The sequence below is a fragment of the Bifidobacterium apis genome (assembly GCF_036986835.1).
GTDB lineage: Bacteria > Actinomycetota > Actinomycetes > Actinomycetales > Bifidobacteriaceae > Bombiscardovia > Bombiscardovia apis_A.
In genome coordinates this window covers 384,640-403,159 of the sequence record NZ_BTXD01000002.1, presented here as the reverse complement: position 1 = coordinate 403,159, position 18,520 = coordinate 384,640, and the positions used below count along the sequence as shown (strand labels likewise).

General features: G+C 63.0%; 14 protein-coding genes. 8 read left to right on the top strand and 6 right to left on the bottom strand.

The genetic code is table 11. The features are described from left to right. Positions 1 to 33: 33 nt before the first annotated feature. The gene (gene glmM / locus AACP62_RS05455) at positions 34 to 1,410 is read left to right on the top strand and encodes a phosphoglucosamine mutase (protein WP_029677825.1); all 1,377 of its coding nucleotides are present in this window, start codon (positions 34 to 36) and stop codon (positions 1,408 to 1,410) included. A gap of 30 nt (positions 1,411 to 1,440) precedes the next feature. After that, positions 1,441 to 2,094: a peptide deformylase gene (locus AACP62_RS05450; protein WP_339346915.1), complete on the top strand. Its 654-nt coding sequence runs from the start codon at positions 1,441 to 1,443 to the stop codon at positions 2,092 to 2,094. A gap of 14 nt (positions 2,095 to 2,108) precedes the next feature. Here the strand turns inward: AACP62_RS05450 and AACP62_RS05445 are convergent, their stop codons facing one another. Further along, positions 2,109 to 2,792, bottom strand: coding sequence for an SOS response-associated peptidase (locus AACP62_RS05445; protein WP_339346913.1), 684 nt, complete (start codon positions 2,790 to 2,792; stop codon positions 2,109 to 2,111). Positions 2,793 to 3,017: 225 nt separating this feature from the next. On the opposite strand from AACP62_RS05445, the gene AACP62_RS05440 reads away from it, so the two are divergent. Continuing rightward, positions 3,018 to 4,136, top strand: a complete 1,119-nt coding sequence (locus AACP62_RS05440) for a zinc-binding dehydrogenase (protein WP_339346911.1) — start codon at positions 3,018 to 3,020, stop codon at positions 4,134 to 4,136. 142 nt (positions 4,137 to 4,278) lie between these two features. On the opposite strand, the gene AACP62_RS05435 is transcribed toward AACP62_RS05440, so the two are convergent. Together AACP62_RS05435 and AACP62_RS05430 are read right to left on the bottom strand one after the other, a co-directional pair. Next, positions 4,279 to 5,409, bottom strand: coding sequence for a glycerate kinase (locus tag AACP62_RS05435; RefSeq protein ID WP_339346910.1), 1,131 nt, complete (start codon positions 5,407 to 5,409; stop codon positions 4,279 to 4,281). Positions 5,410 to 5,437: 28 nt separating this feature from the next. After that, a complete protein-coding gene (locus AACP62_RS05430) occupies positions 5,438 to 6,736 on the bottom strand; it encodes a GntP family permease (RefSeq protein WP_339346908.1) in 1,299 nt (432 codons plus the stop codon). Positions 6,737 to 6,936: 200 nt separating this feature from the next. Here AACP62_RS05430 and AACP62_RS05425 point away from each other — a divergent pair, with 200 nt between their 5' ends. Further along, positions 6,937 to 8,079: a CdaR family transcriptional regulator gene (locus tag AACP62_RS05425; RefSeq protein ID WP_339346906.1), complete on the top strand. Its 1,143-nt coding sequence runs from the start codon at positions 6,937 to 6,939 to the stop codon at positions 8,077 to 8,079. A gap of 68 nt (positions 8,080 to 8,147) precedes the next feature. Here AACP62_RS05425 and AACP62_RS05420 read toward each other — a convergent pair whose 3' ends face one another. Then, positions 8,148 to 8,867 (bottom strand): DUF4391 domain-containing protein, encoded by a 720-nt coding sequence (locus AACP62_RS05420; RefSeq protein ID WP_339346904.1) that lies wholly within the window; start codon positions 8,865 to 8,867, stop codon positions 8,148 to 8,150. Positions 8,868 to 9,035: 168 nt separating this feature from the next. On the opposite strand from AACP62_RS05420, the gene AACP62_RS05415 reads away from it, so the two are divergent. Together AACP62_RS05415 and AACP62_RS05410 are read left to right on the top strand one after the other, a co-directional pair. Next, the gene (locus tag AACP62_RS05415) at positions 9,036 to 10,052 is read left to right on the top strand and encodes an alpha/beta hydrolase (RefSeq protein ID WP_339346902.1); all 1,017 of its coding nucleotides are present in this window, start codon (positions 9,036 to 9,038) and stop codon (positions 10,050 to 10,052) included. Positions 10,053 to 10,165: 113 nt separating this feature from the next. Further along, a complete protein-coding gene (locus tag AACP62_RS05410; protein WP_029677833.1) occupies positions 10,166 to 10,369 on the top strand; it encodes a hypothetical protein in 204 nt (67 codons plus the stop codon). A gap of 75 nt (positions 10,370 to 10,444) precedes the next feature. Here AACP62_RS05410 and AACP62_RS05405 read toward each other — a convergent pair whose 3' ends face one another. Next, a complete protein-coding gene (locus tag AACP62_RS05405) occupies positions 10,445 to 11,815 on the bottom strand; it encodes a sugar porter family MFS transporter (RefSeq protein ID WP_339346899.1) in 1,371 nt (456 codons plus the stop codon). Between the two features lie 321 nt (positions 11,816 to 12,136). Here AACP62_RS05405 and AACP62_RS05400 point away from each other — a divergent pair, with 321 nt between their 5' ends. Together AACP62_RS05400 and AACP62_RS05395 are read left to right on the top strand one after the other, a co-directional pair. Continuing rightward, positions 12,137 to 13,093: a nucleoside hydrolase gene (locus AACP62_RS05400; protein ID WP_339346897.1), complete on the top strand. Its 957-nt coding sequence runs from the start codon at positions 12,137 to 12,139 to the stop codon at positions 13,091 to 13,093. 51 nt (positions 13,094 to 13,144) lie between these two features. Further along, positions 13,145 to 14,533, top strand: a complete 1,389-nt coding sequence (locus AACP62_RS05395; protein WP_339346896.1) for an MFS transporter — start codon at positions 13,145 to 13,147, stop codon at positions 14,531 to 14,533. Positions 14,534 to 14,732: 199 nt separating this feature from the next. On the opposite strand, the gene AACP62_RS05390 is transcribed toward AACP62_RS05395, so the two are convergent. Then, entirely contained in the window at positions 14,733 to 18,290 is a 3,558-nt protein-coding gene (locus tag AACP62_RS05390) for an RCC1 domain-containing protein (protein WP_339346895.1), read from the bottom strand. Positions 18,291 to 18,520 lie beyond the last annotated feature (230 nt).

Sequence of the window (18,520 nt, the reverse complement as noted above, 5' to 3'; positions counted from 1 at the left end):
TGAATGCAGGCTGGTACGTTCGGAGGAGAGCAAATGCCCAGATTATTCGGTACCGATGGTGTACGCGGTTTAGCCAATAGAGACCTGACTGCACAGCTGGCCCTGGATCTGGGCGATGCGGCAGTCCGTGTCCTGGGCCGTGGCGCGGATCGGTCCGCAGGCCGCCGACGGGCCCTGATCGGCCGCGACACCAGGGTCTCCGGGGACTTCCTGGCCTCGGCCCTGGCCGCCGGCATGTCTTCGGGCGGCTTCGACGTGATTGACGTGGGCATCATTCCCACCCCGGGCATCGCCTACCTGACCAGCGTGCTGAACGTGGAGATGGGGGCGGTCATCTCCGCCTCCCACAATCCCATGCCCGACAACGGCATCAAGTTCTTCGCCCGGGGTGGTTTCAAGCTCCAGGATTCCAAGGAGGACGACATCGAAGCGGTCCTGGGCCAGGACTGGGAGCGCCCGGTGGGTGAGGGCGTGGGTCGCGTCTCCCATGACACGGTGACCGCCACCAACATGTACATCGACCACCTGGTGGAGGCTGTGGCCCCCGTCGCACCCGACAAGACCCAGCCCAAGCCCCTGGACGGCCTGCGGATTGTGGCCGACTGCGCCAACGGCGCCACCTCGGTGGTAGCCCCCGAGGCCCTGCGCCGGGCCGGAGCGGATGTAGTGGTCATCAACGCCTCGCCCGATGGCTACAACATCAACAAGCACGCCGGCTCCACCCATCCCGAGCAGTTGCAGGCCATGGTCAAGGCCTCGGATGCGGTCATGGGTGTGGCCTTTGACGGGGATGCCGACCGTTGTCTGGCCGTGGACGAAGAGGGAAACATGGTCAACGGCGATCAGATCATGGGCATCCTGGCCCGCGCCAAGCAGCGCGAAGGCAAGCTGGCCAACGACACCCTGGTGGTCACCGTCATGAGCAACCTGGGATTGAAGCTGGCCCTGAAGCAGATGGGCATCGTCACCGTCCAGACGGCTGTGGGCGACCGTTACGTTCTTGAGGAGATGCTGCGTGGCGGCTACACCCTGGGCGGTGAGCAGTCCGGGCACGTCATCAACCGGGAGTTCGCCACCACAGGAGACGGTACCCTGACGGCCCTTACCCTGGCCAAGGAGGTCGTGCGTTCGGGCAAGAGTCTCAAGGAGCTGGCCGCCGACTTCCCACAGCTGCCCCAGCAGTTGATCAACGTCTCCGGCGTGGACAAGAACGCGGCCCGCACCAACGCCAAGGTTCAGGATGCGGTCGAGGCGGAGGAGCGGATGCTGGGCAACACCGGCCGGGTCCTGCTGCGGCCCTCGGGCACCGAGCCCTTGGTCAGGGTCATGGTCGAGGCGGCCACCCAGGAGCAGGCCGACCAGGTCTGCCAGCGGCTGGCCTCGGTCGTGGCCGACGAGCTGGCCATCTGAACCAACGACCCAGGAAAGGCGGAATCATCCATGTTCGGCAGAAAGGCGGCCTTCGATGCCGATCTCAACTATCGGGTGGAATCCATGCTGGCCGAAGCCGGCAACGAGGAGCTCCTGCCCATCGTGCAGATGGGCGAGCCCGTCCTGCGTCAGCAGGCCCGGCCCTACAAGGGTCAGCTGGCAGCCAAGACCCTGAACAGGCTGCTCAAGGCCATGCGGGCCACCATGCTTGAGGCCCCGGGCGTGGGGCTGGCGGCACCCCAGGTGGGCCTGGGCCTGGCCATCGCCGTCATCGAGGACCATGTCCGCGACGATGAGGATGATCCGCGCCAGATCGACGAGCTGCCCTTCAGGGTCATCATCAACCCTTCCTATGAGCCTATCGGGCAGGAGACCGCAGCCTTCTATGAGGGATGCCTGTCCCTGGAAGGATTCCAGGCGGTCCGGCGGCGCTGGCTGGACATCACGGCCAGCTGGGAGGACCGTTCCGGGCGCAAGCATCACCAGCACATGCACGGCTGGCCGGCCCGCATCTTCCAGCATGAGACCGACCATCTGTCGGGTGAGGTCTACATCGACAAGGCCGAGATTCGCAGCCTGTCCTCCGATGACAACCTGAGCGAGTACTGGGCCTACGACCCGGTCCCCACCGAGGCGGCGCGGGAGCTGGGCTTCACCATCTGAATCCTTCGAACCCTCTAAATTCTCTTGACCCTCTGGTCCAGGGCCATAGCCTCGGTCAGCTCCGGACCGTCCCCCTTCAGGGGCGCCACCGGGTGCATGGTCAGTTCTTCAGAAGCATGACGGCCAGGCTCCACAGCCTGGGGCAGGATCGTGCTGCCCTCTATGCCTGGGTCCAGCCAGGGGTCCACGTTCTCATCAGTGATCAGCAGGGGCATCCGGTCGTGCACCCGGGCGGCCCCCGGCGTGGCCTGCGTCGTCAGGATGGTGGCCGTCAGCAGCCAGGGTTGACCAGGCCTGGCACGCCACCAGGAGTAGAGTCCGGCGATGTTCAGGGTGTGGCCGTCGGGGGCCTGGAAGTAGTAGGGCTGGTGGTCAGTTGTCCACTCGTAGTAGCCGCTGGCCGGAATGATGGCCCTCTGACTCCTGGCCGAGTCCGCGTAGGTCCGCTTGGTCAGGGCGCTCTCCACCCGGGCGTTGTGGGTGGGGTAGGTCATCCGATCGCTTTCGGACCAGGAGGGGACCAGGTTCCAGCGGGCCGGATGCAGGTGCCGCTGCCCGTGTCGGTCCTGGGCCACCAGGGCGATGACCGACCCGGGGCTGATGTTCCATGAGGGTTCGGGCAGTCCGGGAGCCTGCCGGGCACTGTAGTGTTGGGCCAGGCTGGAGTAGTCCAGGTCGGCCGCGAATCGTCCACACATGAAGCCCATTCTATGGATGCTTGGGGCCCCCCGTCGAGGAATCGCCGTAGGCCCTTTCCCGGGCCAGTCTAAATGCTGATTGGCCTCTCTTTACTGCTAGCATGAAAGTGGTCTGCGGTAGCGGTGCATACATTGAGGATGGCCGTGGCCACAGCGGAATATTCAACGTTGTTTTTGCCCTACCTGGCATGAGGCCGGTGCGGCATTGTGATTAGGAGATGGTTTATGCCTCAGAAGATCAAGGCGTCGATTGCCTACGGCATCGGCAAGGGCTTTGCCCAGCCCGAGGAGATCATCATTGACGACCCCATCGGTGCGGAGGTCCTGGTGGATGTGCAGGCCTCGGGTCTGTGCCATTCGGATCTGCATCTGGTCGAGGATGACGACAAGTTCTTCCCCTTCCCGGCTGTGATCGGCCATGAGATCTCGGGCATCGTCGAGGCCGTGGGCCCAGAGGTGTCCGGGATCAAGGTGGGCGACCACGTGGTGGCCTCCCTGGAGCAGGTCTGTGGACACTGCGCCAACTGTCTCAAGGGCCAGCCCCAGTCCTGCACCCAGCAGCAGGAGTGCGTGCGTGGCGCGGGCGAGAAGCCCCGTCTGTCTTTCCCTGATGGCCGGCCCATCACCCAGGCCTTCGGCACCGGCGGTTTCGCCGAGAAGGCCCTGATTCACGAGAACCAGCTGGCTGTGGTCAACAACCAGGTCAAGTGGGATGAGGCTGCCTGCATCGGCTGCGCCACCATCACCGGAGCCGGAGCGGCCATCAACACCGCCCATGTGCGTCCTGGCGACACCGTGGCCGTCATCGGTACCGGCGGCATTGGCCTGAACATCATCTCGGGAGCCCGGATCTCCGGTGCCAAGCGGATCATCGCCATCGACCTGCTGGACAACAAGCTGGAGTTCGCCCGCAAGTTCGGCGCCACCGACGTCATCAACTCCAAGAACGAGGATCCTGTGGCCAAGGTGCGCGAGCTGACTGACGGCGGCGTGGACCAGGCCTTCGAGGCCATCGGTCTGCCCGTCACCATGAAGCAGGCTTGGGACATGCTGGGCGTGGGCGGCACCGCCTACCCGATCGGTCTGACCAAGCCGGATGCCACGGTCTCCCTGGAGATCAACCCGGCCGACCTGCTGGTTCACCAGCGCGGCTTCAAGGGCGTGTGGATGGGCTCCACCAACATCAAGCACGACATCCCCATGTATGCCGACTTCGCTGTGGACGGGCGGCTGAACATGCATGACATCGTCAGCCAGCACATCAAGCTGAGCCAGATTGATGAGGCTTACAAGCAGCTGGTCAACGGCGAGGTCATCCGTTCGGTCATCACCGAATTCGACTGATCACTTCTCACTTCCCACTGTTCGGCATGGTTGCTGAAGGTTATGCCAAACAGGGGTTATGACAGGGGTTCTGATTACAGGAGGCTCCGGGTGTGCAAGGCATCCGGAGCCTCCTTGTTGTTTTGCTGATCCGAGGGCCGAATCAGGCCAGAAGCCTGCCGATGTTCTCGGCCACTGCGGATAGGTTGTCGGCGGCCTTGGCCATGGCATCCTCAAGACTGACGGCACCGGGGCTGATGCTGAAGATGGCGTCGATGCCCACCTTGTAGAGTTTTTCGGTCCCGGCTCCCACGTTGCCCGCCAGGGCGATGACCTTGCAGTCTGGGGAGGACTCCTTGACGGCCTGGGCTGTGCCCATGGGGGTCTTGCCGAAACCGGTCTGGAAGTCGATGCCGCCCTCGCCGGTGAAGCAGAGATCGGCGCCGTGGGCCAGTTCCTTGAGACGGGTGGTCTCCACGACGATGTTGACGCCTGAGGCCATGACGGCCGGGGTGAAGGCCAGGAATCCTGCGCCCAGACCACCGGCGGCCCCAGCACCCGGCTTGGTCTCCACCTCCCGATGCAGGTCCTTGCGAATGACGGCAGCATAGTGGGTCAGGGCCGCATCCAGGGTGGCCACCATGGATGGGTCCGCCCCCTTTTGCGGTCCGAAGACGGCCGAGGCTCCTTCGGGGCCGGTCAGGGGGTTGGTCACGTCCGAGGCCAGGCGAATGCGGGTGTGGGCCAGACGGGGATCCAGCCCGGAGATGTCGATCCGGTCCAGCCTTGCCAGCGCCGCTCCACCCTGGGTCAGCTCATGTCCGTCAGCGTCCAGGAGCTGGGCACCCAGGGCCTGGGCCATGCCGGCGCCGCCGTCGTTGGTGGCCGAACCACCAAGGCCGACGATGATCTCCTGCGCGCCCTGGTCCAGGGCTTTGCTGATCAGTTCGCCCGTGCCGTAGGTGGTGGTGACCAGGGGGTCACGGGTCTGTTCGTTGACGAACTGGATGCCGCTGGCCGCAGCCATCTCGATGGCGGCAGTCCGTCCGTCGCCCAGAATGCCGTAGCTGGCGTTCACGGTCTGACCCAAGGGGCCGGTGACCTGGGTCTGGATCATGTGGCCTGAGGTGGCATCGACCAGGGACTGGACTGTGCCCTCGCCACCGTCAGCCATGGGCACCAGGACCATTTCGGCCTTCAGGGGGCTGCGTCGCAATCCGCGTTCGATGGCTTTTGCAGCCTCCTTGGCGGTCAGGCTGCCCTTGAAGGAATCGGGTGCGATGATGATTTTCATGGTTTGTTGCCTTTCCTGACTCGTCGATTCAGAAGACCAGATAGACCAGCATGGCCACCAGGGTCATGGTCAGACCCACCAGGAACTCAAAGGGGACCACCTTCATCCGCTCGCCCAGGGTCATGTTGATGGACTTGGCGGTGACGTGGAAGTAGTTGCCGTGGGGCAGCTGGTCGATGACCGTGGCGCCCGCCTGCATGGTGACGGCGGCGGCCACCCCCGAGGTGCCAAAGGCCAGGATGGACTTGCCGAAGGAGCTGCTGCCCAGGATGACGCCCGTGGAAGTGGAGGCTGTGGCCGCGGCCATGAGAATGCCGGCGATGGGGGCCAGCATGGACCCAGGCACGCCCATGGCGTGGATGAGGTTGACGATCTGCTTGGGCAGGTCGGAGCTGGTGATCAGCCCGCCCAGGGCTCCGGCTCCGATCAGGATGAGAACCACATCAACCATGCGTTGCAGGCCGGCGCTGGTGTATGTGAGGATTTTGCCGCCTTGTCCCATGGCCAGCAGACCCAGGATAGATGCCAGGGGCAGGATGTACATGGCATCCACCTGGAACCGCTCCAGCAGACCGATGTGCAGAATGGAACCCACGGGATTGAGCAGGAGCAGGACCACGGCGGTGATCGGGGCCACCAGGGAGCGTCCCAGAGAGGGCAGATCCTTGTCCTTGGAGGCTTTAGCCGCATCCTCGCCCAGGTCGTCCATGGTGACGATCCGCCCGCGATGCTGCATGATGGTGGCCAGCAGGACGGCCATGGCCAGTCCGCATAGGGCCGGGATGAAGCTACCGATCATGACTGCCGAGGGCTGTACGTGGAACCCCGAGGCCACGGCGATGGTGTTTGGGTTGGGGGAGATGATGTTACCGGCCTTGCCACCCCCGGATAGGGCGATCAGCAGGGCCAGCTTGGAAATCTTCAGCCTGCTGCCGACCTCGATGGCAATGGGTGCCACGATCAGGACGGCCACGGGGATGAAGACCCCGACGGCGCAGATGATCATGGTGGCCAGGGCCAGGGAGAGGATGGCCATGCGTTCGCCCAGGCCGTCCACTATGGCTCGGGCTATCCGGTTGGCGGCGCCGGACTCCATCATGACCCCCGCCAGCACGCCGGCAGCCAGGACCCGGATTACCGTGCCCATGACGCTCTGGGAGCCGGCCACCACGATGTTGACGGTCTGGCCCAGGGAGGCGCCCCCGATCAGGCAGCCTACGATGGCTCCAAGCATGAGTGCATAGGTGGTGTTGAGCTTCCAGAGAATGAGGATGATGGCCAGGGCCAGGCCCAGCAGGGCGGCCCACCATGACAGGGTAATGTCCATGTCAGTTCCTTTGATCCGTAACTTGTGCCAGGGACCAGGGTCGGCATCGTCGTAGCTGCCGGACCAGTAACGGTCCCATAATTTTTCTCACTTTCAGTGTGGCGCTGTTATGCACTTTTTGCCAGGTCACCCATACTCGAAAAGCGATGGGTGACGCTGACAAAAATGGTTCATGTACCATGTTCGTAAGGAGGCGAACCATGACCATAGACCCTGCGACGGCGCAGACAATCGTCGACAATCTCAAGGATGTAATCGAGTACAATATCAACTTTTTCGACACCGAGGGAACCATGGTGGCCAGCACTGATCCTTCCCGCATAGGCAGCTTCCATGAGGCGGCCCGCCAGGCGGCTGTTGACGGCCAAACCGTTGCCGTGGATCGTCGGCATCCTTATCAGGGAGCCCGTGACGGGGTCAACGTGCCGGTGGTGCTCAACGATGCGGTGGTGGCGGTCATCGGAATCACGGGACCAGTGAACAAGGTGGGCGCTCTGGGCGGGATCATCGAGCGCATGACCGAGCTCATGCTCTGCGCCAACATGGAGCAGATCGCCCGATTCAACCGGCGGATCATGACCAGCAATCTGGTCAACCTGCTGACCCTGGAACACAAGGACGACGAATTGATGAACGCCCTGGCCCTGGCCTTGGACCTGGATCTGTCTGGCCCGCGGCGGGCTCTGGTCGGGCGGGCGCCAGGTATCCGGCTGGAAAGGCTCAACCAGGATCGGCTCTACGAGAGGCTCTGCCAGACATGCCTGTCCTTCGGGGTTCCCCTTTTCGCCGTGAGCCCCAGGGATTTTCGCATCTATGCGCCTCGGATGGAGGATGCCCAGCTTGATGAGTTTGTGACTGCTCTGCGTCAGGCCCTGGGTAGGGTAGTCGGCTCCAAGGTGGTGCTGGGTGCGGGGATGATTCAGGCGAATCCGGGCCAGTACTGGCACAGCTACCGGCAGGCCTGCGTCGCTGCGCGCTGGGCCGGGTTCACTGCCGATGATCAGCAGTATCGGTATGAGCAGATGGGCGAGGGGCTGCTGATTACCTCACTGCCCACTGAGCAGTGTCGGGCCTTTGTGGATCAGGTCTTTGCGGGCCTGGAGCCGGATCGCGTCGATCGGTTCGAGAGGGTTTTCAGTGCCTACACACGCCACAACGGCAGCATCACCCACGCTGCCCAGGAGCTCTTCATCCACAAGAACACCATGCAGAACCGGCTGGATGCCCTGGCCAGAGAGACAGGCTACAACCCCCGCCGCCTGAGCGATTATCCCATCCTGGCCACAGCCTTCGAACTCCGCAGATACCTGGCCTACAAGGATGTTCCCGACGAGAGCGCCTAGTTGCGTGACCATGCTGAGACCGCTGACCAGCCTAAAGGGACGGACTGGACCTGGCCAGACTCTGTGTCCTAATTCTCTGCCGTCTGATGATCGGCGGAAAGCTGCTTCAGCTCGGCACGGACCTTCTGGAGCTTGGCGAAGGCTGTGTTGCGGTTCTGGGTGGTTCTTGCCCGGCCGTGGTCCCCGGCCAGCTTGGCCTCCTGGGCCTTGAGCAGGTCGATGCGCTCGCGGACGGCGAGGCGGCTGTCCAGATCCGTGCCGTCAGTCCGGTCCAGGGTCACCTGGGCACACAGGCTGTCCCAGAGCTGGTCCATATCGTCGCCGACCAGGGTCAACTTGGTCTTATCGGCAGGGCGAGGCCTGCCCAGGTGGAGCGTATGTCTGGTCTCATGACCGGCTTTGGTGGGCAGGGCCCGGCGGACGGCCGGGGTGCAGACGAGGCCCTCTTCGCCCTGGTGAATGGTGATGAAGACCATGCCTGAGGAGCGCATGGCGGCGATATGTTCCAACACGTCCTCCGGCACATCGGGGGTCTTCAGCCCGATGGCCATGACCAGCACCTCATGGCAGTGCGCGCCATCCGTCACAGGGATGGTCCCGGGCCGCAGCAGGGCCAGCATGACGATTCTGTCGACGCTGGTGGAGAAGTGCTGGCGCAGCCGTGAGGAGACGGGCGGTCGCGTGGTGAAAGCCCGTATGGGCAGTTCGCCCTTGGCTGCTGGAATGGCGGTGGTGGGCGGCAGGCCCAGGGAGAGCGCGGATACGCCTTCGTAGCTTGCGATTGTCATCCTTGGCCTTTCTGTCGCTGTTTCCGTCATTCTACCGGCAGCAGCGCGACCAGGGGCAGGAGTGTCCGTTTGCCGGCATTGTATATTAGCTGTAAACCCACAAGACCGGATGCAAAGAGCAGTGCGGGTTGGAGTTATGAGGGCTGAATGATGAGCAATGATGCAAAAATGACCGTAACCGACGAGGAACGCGAACTCCTGGAGGGCTGGACCGAGGTCGACGGGGATCTGGATGGTTGCAGTCCGGATATTGTTCGGGCCGTTCTGGGCTCCAGGCTGGCCTTCGGACGTATGGACGCTCCCCGCTCCCGTCACTGGCAGGTGCCCGAGGGGGTGGACTGCCTGAACGATATCGCCTATGTGGACGATGGTCTGCGAGCCCACAAGCTGGATCTTTACCTGCCTCATGATGCCCTGCTGCGCAACGGCAGGGTTACCCCGGTCTACATTGACATCCACGGCGGCGGGTTCATGTACGGCTACAAGGAGCTCAACCGGAACTTCTGCACCCACCTGGCCCAGCGCGGCTTTGCGGTCTTCTCGGTCAACTACCGGCTGGTCCCCAGCACGGACTTCATGGGCCAGCTGGATGACGTGCTGACGGCCCTGACCTGGATCAAGAACCACATGGACGAGTATCCGATTTCGCCTGATCGTATCTTTCTAACGGGAGACTCGGCCGGAGGCACCCTGGCCCTTTATGCTCTGGCTGTGGAGTCCGATGACCAATTTGCGCAGAGGCTGGGTCTGAAACCTGCCGGGCTGCGGCCCCGTGGCGCTGCCTTGGTCTCAGGGCTTTTCGACCTGACTCCTTACCTATCGGTGAATCTGGATGGTTTCCAACCCAGTGGCTCGCCCACCGATGCCTTGACTATGGTTGCTCCATCCTTCTTCAGGAACTTCGTGCAGGCTGGGGGCGACCAGGTTGCCGACCTGACGACCATGGTTGATATGGTCCACCTGCCGCCGGTATTCCTGAACACCAGCGCCGATGACTTCCTGCAGGGCGACGCTCTGAAGCTGGCCGGGATTCTGTGCAGGAAGGGCCGCGACTTCGAGCTGCATGACCCGAGGCCCAACCGCCTGCAGACCCTGGGGCACGTCTATCCGGTGGCCATGACCTGGCTGGAGGAGAGCCAGCAGGCCCTGGACCAGATCCACGATTTCTCATACGACCTGATTTGAGCCCCCGTGCGCGCCCGGTTCATCCGTTCGCTGGCTATGATGGGAAGAGAAAGGTGGGCATCGATGGCGTAAAGCCCCCGGTGTCTGCACCGCCGCTTACAGAGGAGTGATTCATGGACGAGAAGACCTTGGTAGAGAAGCTGAGCAACCTGGAGACCATCGACCAGCTGGTGGACCTGTCCAAGGAGATCGGCCAGCCCCTGTCATACAACGACGCGGACCAGCTCTTCGGCAGGATCAACCAGTGCAAGAATGATGTCGCACAGCTGGGCGGCGACACCATCGCCAAGCTGGCCAAGAAGGTCTTCAATATCTGAGGTATCAGAATCTGCAATATCAGATTCCATAAGGGCGGGTCGGCATGCGGTTCCGCCCTCTTTTTATACCCGATTTCATGCCCGGGACCGGGCCTCCTGCTCAATCTGGGCCAGGCTCTTGCCTCGTGTCTCGGGCACCATGACCCAGGCGAACACCAGGGCGCACACATTGATCAGGGCGAAGAGCAGGTAGGTGCCGGTGCCGCCCAGCCGGGCCAGCAGTGTGGGGAAGACCAGGGAAAGTCCGAAGTTGGTCAGGTTCATGGCCACGTTGGCGTAGCCCATGCCACGGCTCTTGACCTGCTGGGGGAAGATCTCGGACAGGAGCAGCCAGGTGACCGGGGCCACCAGGCCCTGGACGAAGACCACGTAGATCATCATCATGCCGATCATGATCCAGGCGGCAGTCCGTGACCCGCTGCCCGGGATGCCGACGAACCGGTAGCAGACCCCGATGGCCGCCAGAAAGATGATGGTGCCTGCAAGTCCCACAGCCAGAATGGCGCGGCGGTCGAAGCGGTCGATCAGTCCCAACCCTCCGATGATGGCCGCTATGGCGGAGACCAGGATGACGGGCACGGTGGCCACCATGGACAGGGAGGGGTCGAAGCCCAGGGTGTCGGTGAAAATGGTCGGTGCGTAGTAGTTGACGATGTTCAGCCCGGTCAGCTGGTTGATCATGGCCACGCCGATGCCCACGATCAGCACCCGCCGGAGCCAGGGGGCCTTGAAGCCGGCGGTCTTCGCGCTCGCCGGATGCGACAGCTCCTGCATGGTCACCCGGGCCTCTGCTTTGTCGCGGGTGGATTCCAGGAAGACTGCTGCCTGGTCCGATTGGCCACGGCGGATCAGGTGGGCCGGGCTGTCATGCAGGAAGCAGGCCAGCAGGGTCAGCAGGATGGCCGGAGGCACCAGGGCCCAGAGCATGGTCCGCCAGTCGGCACCCATCCGGTCCAGGATGGCGTTGACACTGACCGCCAGCAGCTGCCAGACCACGATCATGACCGAGTTGACCGAAACCACCCGTCCGCGTTCCTCCGTGCCGACCATATCGGCCAGGTAGATGGGTACGATGGTGGAGGTCATGCCGATTCCAGCCCCGATGATCAATCTTCCCAGACCAAGCAGGATCAGGCTGGGGGCCAGGGCGCTCAGCAGGGCTCCGGGGATGGCCAGCAGGGCGCCGGTCAGGATGATGCGCTTGGGACCGAAGCGGTCGTTGAACCTGCCTGCCAGGTAGGATCCCAACGCGGCACCTATCAGCAGGGCTGATGTGACCATGCCCTGTTCGCCGGCAGTCAGATGCCCGCCCGGGCCGGAGCCCAGGTTCATGCCGATCAGCGCGCCGGAGATGACGGTCAAGGTATAGCCATAGAGGCCGCCGGCCAGCACACCCAGGGCGGTCATCAGTTGCAGATTGCGCCGCCGTCCTTGAATCGCAGCCATGGGCTCCCCTTTCGCCAGATCATCCGGGCATAATCAGAGTAATCATAGGCATCTGGGGGAGTGGCCCGTCGGTCCGGCTCGCCATTGTGGATAGTGGAATCAGCCGGAGAACCAGCTGCTGGATTCGCTATCCGGATTCGTCATCCGGGCCCTGGTTGCGGGCGATATGAACATTTGAGGACATTGTCCACGACTTGCGCATGTCATAGGGGAGCGAAACCGCTCGATTTCGCATATGATAAACAAGCATCCACCACAAGGACATCGTGGATGCATACGGCCATGGTTCCATACAGCCATGGCGATGAAAGGAAACATTGTATGCGTAAGCTGATTCTCGATCTGGACACTGGTGTCGACGACACTCTGGCTATCTCCTATGCCCTGGGCAGCCCCGAAGTTGAGCTGATCGGCATAACCGGCACCTATGGCAACGTGCTCCTGGAGCAGGGCATCCGCAACGATCTGGCCATCACCGACCTGCTGGGTCATCCTGAGGTCAAGGTCTACCCGGGTCTGTCCCACGCCTGTAAGGCGGACTCCTTCGAGGTGCTGCCCGTCTCCGCCTTCATCCACGGCGAGAACGGCATCGGCGACGTGGCCATCCCCGACTCGGACCGCAAGGCGGAGACGGAGTCGGCCGTGGACTTCATCATCGATGCGGTCAACACCTACGGCAAGGATCTGGTCTACGTGCCCACCGGCCCCATGACCAACATCGCCGCCGCCCTGGCCAAGGAGCCTGACATCGCCCAGCGCATCGGTTCCATCGTGCTCATGGGCGGGGCACTGACCGTGCCGGGCAATGTGGACGCCTGGCAGGAAGCCAACATCTCCCAGGACCCGGACGCGGCCGACGTGCTCTTCCGCTCCGGCGCGCCTGTGACCATGGTCGGCCTGGACGTGACCCTGCAGACCCTGCTGACCTACAAGGAGACCGCCCGCTGGCGGGAGCTGGGCACTGCGGCAGGCAACTTCCTGGCTGACATGACCGATTTCTACATCAAGGCCTATGAGACCACCTCGCCCCACCTGGGTGGTTGTGGCCTGCACGATCCGCTGGCCGTGGGCGTGGCCGTGGATCCCACCCTGGTCACCACCCTGCCCATCAATATGAAGGTGGAGACCGAAGGCGCCACTCGTGGGCGCACCATTGGGGACGAGCAGCGGCTCAACGACCCGAACAAGACCATGCGCGTAGCCGTCGGCGTGGATGTGCCCCGCTTTCTGGACGAGTTCATGACCCGCATCACAAAGCTGGCCTCCCAGGCCGACTGAGGTCCTCCATCCCCGGCAAGTTCACGCAAAAGAAAGAGAATTGAAGACATTATGTCCGAAAAGCAATCCACCGAGGATTCGACAGCCGTACGATCGCTGATCCTGCTGCTGATCACCTTCGTCCTGGGCACCCTGTGCCTGCAGGGCTTCAACCTGGTCTTCCAGCAGGTCGGCAAGGATGCCGGCGCCCCCGACCAGGCCTCGCTGATCACGGCCCTGCCCAGCATCGTCCTGGGCATCGTCTGCTTCATCTACGGGTCCCTGGGTGACTTCGTATCCCTGCGCAAGCTGGTCACCTTCGGCCTGTGCATACTGTTCATCGGGTCCGTGTACGGGTACGTGGCCAACACGATCATGGCCCCCAACATCTGGAATGTGATCGCGGCCCGGCTGCTGCAGACCGCCGGCGAACAGGTGGCTGGCTCGGCCTACCTGGTCGTGGCCACCAAGTACCTCAAGCCCTCCCTGAAGGTGATCTTCTTCGGCATCTTCACGGCAGGCTACCAGGTGTCTGCAGCCATCGGCATCTTTGCCGCCGGCCTGCTCAGCTCCATAGCCTGGCAGTACCTCTTCCTGATTCCCGCGGTCACCATCATCTTCCTGCCCATCCTGCTCAAGAGCCTGCCCACCGGCGGCGGCAACGGCGAGAAGGTGGACTGGCTGGGCTTCGTCATCTTCGGACTGGCCACGGCCCTGCTGACCCTCTTCTTCTCGTACACGGCCTGGTGGCTGCTGGCGGCCTCCGCTGTCTGCTACCTGATCTTCGCCGTGTACATCAGCCGGGCCCGGAGCCCCTTCATCACCCCGGACTTCTTCCGCAACAAGCGCTGGCTGATGGGCATCGGGCTGATCCTGATCTTCTACTTCATGAACTACTGCATGTCGCCCATCTTCAACGCCATCGGGCGTGACGTCTACAAGGTGTCGACCACCACGGTCTCCCTGCATGTGGTCTGGGCCTTCCTGGTGGCAGCCGTGCTGGGCACCACCTCGGGCGCCATCGTGGACAGGATCGGCCGCAAGCCCGCCATCATCATCGCCGCCTGCCTGATGATCCTGGGCTTCGCAGGGACGGCTCTGGTGGTCAACTCCGGCCTGCTGGCCCTGACGCTGACCGCCTGCGTCTACTATGCCGGGGTCGGTCTGATGTATTCGCCCATCGTCTCCACCGTGCTGGACACCCTGCCCCAGGACCAGTCGGGCCGCGGCGTGGGCATGAATGATCTGGTCATGAACGTGACCGGCTCCATCGGCATCGCCATCATCGGCGGTCTGATGGGCAAGCCCAGCCTGGAGGGCTTCAGCATCATGGGCGCCACCGGTCCGGCCGCCAACTACAGCAACCTGCTGCTGATCGGGGCTGCCGTCTCCCTGCTGGGTCTGGTTGTGTATCTGGCCTGCAAGAAGACCATCTACGCCACGACTGCCGACGAGCAGTAAGCAGTTGTAGTCGACCGTTCGAGCTGGATAAGAGGAGTCGCTTCCTCTGTTCCGTTCGGGCGGTCGACTGATATGTGCGGTGGGGGCGCGGGAGGAAGTGTCAGCTCTCTTGGGGTTGAGCCTTAAGTGGCACTGGCCTCCCTGCTCCCCCTGTTCTGGCCTGGGGCGGGGGGATTGATATGCGCCCCCCGGCCTTTTCTTACTCGTGCGAAGCGTGCAATAGACGGTGTTGTTCTCTCCTGTGTTGGCGTGATGCCAGGACCCCTCCCATGCCGGTCATGCCGGTGACCAGGGCGAGCAGGATGCCCTCCCCTCCGGCGCGGGGAAGCACGCCCCCAGGCAGGTATGTGTAAGTCAAAGAGGTGTCGGTCAGGGTGCGTCCTGCACCGCCCATCGTGTAGGCGACGCTGACCGTGACCGGGCCAGGTAGGTGTTCGGGCGTGAACACAGTGACGCTGTTGTTGCTTATATGGCTCAGGTTCGTGCCGGGGCTGGTATCGAAGGTAACGCCGCTGATCACCGGAGACAGGTTGAACATCACCGGCATGGGAGCCGGGCTCGGGTTTCCTGCGTCGGGATTGCCGATTGCGCCATATCGGTTGTCTCCCCATGCTCTGGCATATCCGTCCGTATCGATTGCTGAAGAATGAAAGTAGCCGGCACTTACTTGCGCGGCTTTCAGCCAGGGGCCGGCTGAGCTAGTGGATTGCGCGGAGGCGAACACCCTTACGGGAGAATACCGGTTGTACCCGGCGTTGTCGCCAATCTGATTGTAGTTGCTGATTCCCCATGCCCAGGCGTTTCCGTTTGTGTCGATAGCCAACGTGTGACTGTCTCCGCCGCTGATCTGTATGGCTGTCACTGTGCCCGCATCCGTCGGGTATCGCACCTTTTGGGGAATAGGATTCGGGTCCTCGCCGCTGTTGCTGCCATTGCCGAGCTGACCAACGATGTTGCGCCCCCATGCCCAGGTGTTCCCGTCTTCATCGATGGCCAGCGCATGCCAGCCGCCGGCGCTCACCTTGGTCGCTTTCAGCCAGGGGCCCGCAGCAGCCGTGGATTGGCTGGAACTGAATACACGCTTGGGTGTTGGGTGCGCGGTATTGGTATTAAGCCCGTCGCTCGTATTGTTGCCGAGCTGGCCGTAGTTGTTGTAGCCCCAGGCGTACACGTAATGGTCCTGGCCGATGGCGAGATTAAAAGACCATTGGGTGCCTATCTGCAGGGCATGAAAGACCCCGCTCGCATCAGCAGGGTCCATGACCGCGGCGGGGACGGTCTGCTGGCTTGTGTATTGACCGTTGCCTGCGGATAAGCTTCCCCAGGTGTAAACGGTTCCGTCGGCACCCAGCGCTATGGAGCTTCGCATTCCGGCGGAGACCTGGATTGCTTTTAGACCTGTACCGGAGCCGTTCGGGCTGTGTACGCGCACAGGGACTGACGAATTCGCTGTGGTGTTGTTGCCGAGCTGGCCGAAATCGTTATTCCCCCAGGCGTACGTGTATCCGTCGCTGCCGATGGCCAGCGAGTGGTAGCCGCCTGCAGCGACCTGTACATAAGTGAAGTCGGTCGGCACGCCTGCAGGCTTTTTCACCATGACCGGCGTAGTCCGGTTGGCGGTCGTCCCGTCGCCGATTTGGCCAAAGCCGTTGTATCCCCAGGCGTAGGCGTTCCCGTCGCTGCCCACAGCCAGCGAAAACCCCATCAGATCATTCATAACGTATCCGCCGGCGCTGATCTGGTTGAATCTGATGCCGCTGGTGCTGTCTGGTGGGGTGATGGTGGTGGCCTCGTTGCCCAGCTGGCTGCCCTTGTCTGGGTTGATTCTCCAGGAGGTGTTGGGGGTTTTGCTGGTCCATTTGGCGGTGAGTATGAGGTTTTTTGTGACGGGCGTGCTGAAGTCGTAGGCGACTTCGCCAATGAACCATCCGTCGAACTGGTAGCCTTCGCGCACCGGGTCGGGGGCGGGGCGTTGGACCCTGCTGTAGGGGTAGTCGATTTGTTGGAGGCCGGGTGTCGGGCTCCCTCCTGCCGTGTCGAAGCTGACCGTGTGGGTGGAGGCCGGTCTTGTGTCTCTTAACAGGGTCTGGTCGACGGTGTAGTTGAGGCTTCTGGTGAAGTGCTGGCCGTCTTGTTTGCCGGTGATGGTGATGGTGGCTTGTCCGGGTTGGCGTGCGGGAACCTCCGTCTGCCAGGCGTCGCCGGTCTTGTCGGGTGTCAGTGGCTGGCCGTCCATGCTGGCTGTTTCCAGGGTGGGCGCCTGGGTGGTGTTGAGTCTGGCTGGTTTGCCGGGCTGTCCCTGCTTGTCCAGGCTCCACTGGTATAGGCCGCCCTGCCTGCTGATGGCGGTGATCCTGCCGCCGATGCGGACCGCTTGCGTGTAGGCCTGGTTGCCGTTGTGGGCACGGATGGGTGTTCCGCCGGGCTTCCAGGCCCAGACCTTGCCGTCCTTGTCTGTGATGATGGCCTGGCTGTCGTTGGTGGTGATCCGGCTGGCTTTCATGCTTTCCGGCAGGCTGGCCGCTGTGATGCTGGTGGTGCTGTCGGCCAGGTACCGGGTCTGCCCGTCCTCGTCCAGCAGGAGGAATCCCTGGTTGATGGCCTGGGCCTGGATGATGCGCATGCCTGGGTCCTGTCTGATGGGTTCGGGTTTGACGTTGCCGGTCCTGTCTGCGTCCCGGGTCCAGGCCTGCCCGTCCGCGTCCACGATGAGGGTCCGGCTGCCGGAGGCGACGGCGGTGACGGCCTGCGCCTGCCCGGGCAGGATGGTTGTTTCCTGTTCGTCGGGCTTCGGGTTCGGATTCCGGCTGTCTTTCTGGCTGTCTTGGATGGCGTGGACCTGTCCTTGCCGGTCCACGGCCAGCAGCAGGTCGTTGTTCATGCTGATGCTGGTGAACAGGGTGTCTGGGCCGGTGTCGAGGATTGTGGGCGTGGTCTGTTGGCTGGTCCAGGTGTAGATGTGCCGGTCGGATCCCAATGCGGCCTGCAGGCGGCGGCCTGCTGCGGCCTGCAGGTAGTGGAACCCGTCGGCGGCCTGGGCGGGGGCGGGCACCTGTTCGGGAATGCTGTCCTGTGTCCAGGTGTGGATGCGGCCGTCGCCGGTCAGGCCGAGGATCTGCTCTCCTGCGGCTTGGACGTTGACATAGTAAGGCTCTTGCAGGCTGGGTGGCTTGATGGTCAGCCTGGTGCCGGTGGCGGGCCCGTGCTCCGGGCTCAGTGTCCAGTCCCTGGTCTTCGACCATTGGGCTTTCAGGGTGGTGTCCTGTAGGACGGGGGTCCGGAAGTCATAGGGCTGGCCGTCAAGCATCCACCCGTCGAACCGGAAGCCCCCACGCACAGGGTTGTGTTGCGGAGGGGATGCTAGGGTGCCGGTTTCCACAGTTGATTGGGTAGGCGTGCTCGCGTTATCCGGGTCGAAGCGCACCACATGCGAAGTTTGATCAGCGGTATCGGATGGCTTGGCTGAAGTAGATCCTGTGTTGTCGGGTGTTCCCGTCGTCGATGATGGGGTTCCTGGGCTTGTTCTTGGGCTCAATGGTGTGGTGGTTTGTATCGGCGAGGGCGAGGGCAGTGGGGTGCTTGCTGTGCTGCCGGTGGGGATGCCGGAGGTGTGCTCAGCTACGCGAGGGGTATGGAGGCCCCCCTTGATGGATGGGGGAGTGTCCGCGTCGGCGGTCGCGGTGCCCAGGCCTGCCAGCAGGCCCAGCAGGAGGATCGTCGTCGCCGAGGCGCGACGCAGACGGGTACCCTGATGCATAAGCCGACAACCTTTCGCCCACACCGGACACAGCCACTTTGAACATCCCCAAGAACGTGCCGATGAATCCCTGCCTACAGCGTCCTATCCGTCAGGAAGCGACTCTTTAATCCGCATCGAAACCCAGCCAACTCCCCAACACCACTACACTCATCATGCTACCTGAAAAAACAAGAACACACGACGCCGTTTGTGATATCGGATCCGTATAGGTCAAGCCAGCCTCGGGC